Consider the following 2,337-nt stretch of genomic DNA (forward strand, 5'->3'; position numbering starts at 1 on the left):
TGCGCTGACCGGGCGCGAGCGCGAGGTGTTGGGACTCTTGGTCCGCGGAAGACGCACCAAGGAGATCGCCGCGGAGCTCGGCATCAGCGCCAAGACGGTCGAGACCTATCGTGGTCGCCTCATGCTCAAGCTCGGAATCGACAACCTGGCCGGTCTCGTCAAGTTCGCGATCCGCGCCGGGATCGCGCCGTTGGTGTGACACAAAGTCGCAAATTCCGGCCGTGTCGGGAAACTCCCGACGGGAATTCCCTGATTCCTTCTCCCGGCCTCCGTCATTAGGATATAGCGTGAGCTTGACCCCGAATACCTATAAAAAAAGCGCTTGAACGCCGGGCACCGTCAAGACCCCGAGGATGCGCGTCCCCGGCATCGCAATCGGGGCGCAGTTCCGAATAGCCTCGGCCCGTCAGAAGCCCGGCGGCGCCTTCTCCCAGGGGTAGCCCTTTGCCGCCATCGCGTAGCCGGTCTTGTAGAGGGCGCGCATGAACTCGGTATCGAACTCCTCGCGATGCGGGGCATTGAAGGTCGCGGGCACATAGGCCAGGTTGAAGTCGACACTGTCACGTTGGGTCGTGAGATAGATGCGATACAGATCGCCGATGCCCTGGGTGTGGATGAGCGATGAGATCGCCCGTCCGGCGATGCTCATGGTCCGGCGGTCGACTTGAGCCCATTCCGGGTCGAGACGCGCATTCCGGATGATATAGGCCCGCCGCTCGCGCTGAGTCCCGAGCTTGCGGGAGAGCGCTTCGATGTCGAGTGACGGCGGATAGACGAAGACCTGCGACATGGTGCCGCCGTCCACATGCATCTCCTGGTAGGCACCTCCGTTTGCCTCCACATCGATCATGACGGGCGGAAAGGCGCCTGGTATGGAGGCTGAGGCGATCATGAGCGACCGGAACAGATCGAGCGCATGTGGATCCTTGCTCGCGGCGATCTTGGTCAGGTTCCACAGCACCGTCTGGCGTGCATCCAGGTCAACGGTGGCGACGAACAGCAAGCGTCCTTTGTCGTACTCGCGTGCAATCGCGTCCAGCAACGACTGATTGACCTCCCTGCTCACCAATTGCCAGAGGGGCGCATTGTCCGCCAAAGCATCGTTCGTCACCGCAGCCAATATCGAGCGCTGTTTCGCGATGTCCGCGGGGCCGGTGGTCGTGTAGAAACGTTTGAGCTGCTCGTCGTAGGCAGGACCCAGAAAGGCAAAAGGCGCAATGAGGGCACCTGTGCTGACGCCGGTGACCAGTTTGAATTCCGGTCGATCACCCGCCGCGGTCCAGCCGTTGAGCAGCCCGGCGCCGAAGGCGCCGTTGTCGCCGCCACCCGAGACGGCCAGGAAGACCGCGGGGGGCAAGCCGCCGCGGTGGCCCGTGGAGGCCAGGAGCGCCTGCTCGCGCCGCACCGAGGCGATGCTCTCGCGCTGGAGCGCCTCGGTGTCGATGCCGACACGGTAGCGCACCTCGGCCATGCCGGGGATGACGGCTTGGTCGGTGAACGCGGCCGGAACGGCCTCCTTGCGCACCGGTCCCGCACAGCCCTGGGCGAGCAGAGCAGCCGTCATCGCGATCAGGCATGCGATGTGTTTCAAGGTCATCTTGGTTCGCCTCCGAGGCGTGTGGAGAGGACTCGTCGGGTGATGGACGCGGGGCATCCTATCCCTGCAGCAAGGCCGAGTCACATGGTGTTCTCAGCGGACGATTCTGCGGTTCCCGATCGCACCCGGTTGATTGATGCCGGGATCCACGCCGATCCCGCGATTTCCGATTGCCCCCGGCTGATTGATGCCGGGATCCACCCCGATGCCGCGATTGCCGATCGCACCGGGCTGGTTGATGCCGGGATCTATCCCGATGCCGCGATTGCCGAGTGCGCCGGGCTGGTTGATGCCCGGATCGACGCCGACCGGATGGTTGCCGATCGCGCCGGGTTGGTTCAGACCCCGGTCGCGAGCCTGGCACGGCGCGGACAGGAAGGCCGCGGCGACGCAGAGAGCGATGATCGCCCCGGTGCCTTTGCGGTGGGGCATGGAGAGTCTCGAGACCATTGGGTGTTCCTCCGAATTCGGAATCCGTCATGAAAAACGCCGTCGGTTAGGGTGCGTGCCGGCGGTCCCGGCTCGCCGGTCCTGACCAGACACCGATAGTATAGGCCGGCGACCGATAGCGACCCTGTTTCGTGCGCACCATGTTCAGCCAATCGGGTCAATCGGAGCTAAACCGCGTCCAGAGCGACATGCGTCGTTTTCATGGTTCGTTTCGCTTCGGAGATATCCTTGATCCCAGTGAGACGCGGTTTAGAATTTAAGATGTTTAATCCTTTAAACCGCGCCGGCTC

3 protein-coding genes are annotated in these 2,337 nt (G+C 63.4%); 1 reads left to right on the plus strand and 2 read right to left on the minus strand.

Translation table 11 applies throughout. The annotated features are described in order from the left end of the window. Positions 1–199: helix-turn-helix transcriptional regulator (locus GPT33_RS18775; protein WP_296812183.1), on the plus strand; the 199-nt coding region annotated here is incomplete at its 5' end. Between the two features lie 207 nt (positions 200–406). On the opposite strand, the gene GPT33_RS18780 is transcribed toward GPT33_RS18775, so the two are convergent. Further along, complete coding sequence (locus GPT33_RS18780) at positions 407–1,597, minus strand: patatin-like phospholipase family protein (protein WP_296812185.1); 1,191 nt, start codon at positions 1,595–1,597, stop codon at positions 407–409. Between the two features lie 93 nt (positions 1,598–1,690). Beyond that, the gene (locus GPT33_RS18785) at positions 1,691–2,029 is read right to left on the minus strand and encodes a hypothetical protein (protein WP_296812188.1); all 339 of its coding nucleotides are present in this window, start codon (positions 2,027–2,029) and stop codon (positions 1,691–1,693) included. Positions 2,030–2,337 lie beyond the last annotated feature (308 nt).

This window comes from Thiocapsa sp. (genome assembly GCF_011390875.1).
Lineage (GTDB): Bacteria > Pseudomonadota > Gammaproteobacteria > Chromatiales > Chromatiaceae > Thiocapsa.

Coding starts and splice junctions, on each gene's coding strand:
- GPT33_RS18785 (WP_296812188.1), bottom strand. CDS start 2,029: ATGCCCCACCGCAAAGGCACCGGGGCGATCATCGCTCTCTGCGTCGCC.
- GPT33_RS18780 (WP_296812185.1), bottom strand. CDS start 1,597: ATGACCTTGAAACACATCGCATGCCTGATCGCGATGACGGCTGCTCTG.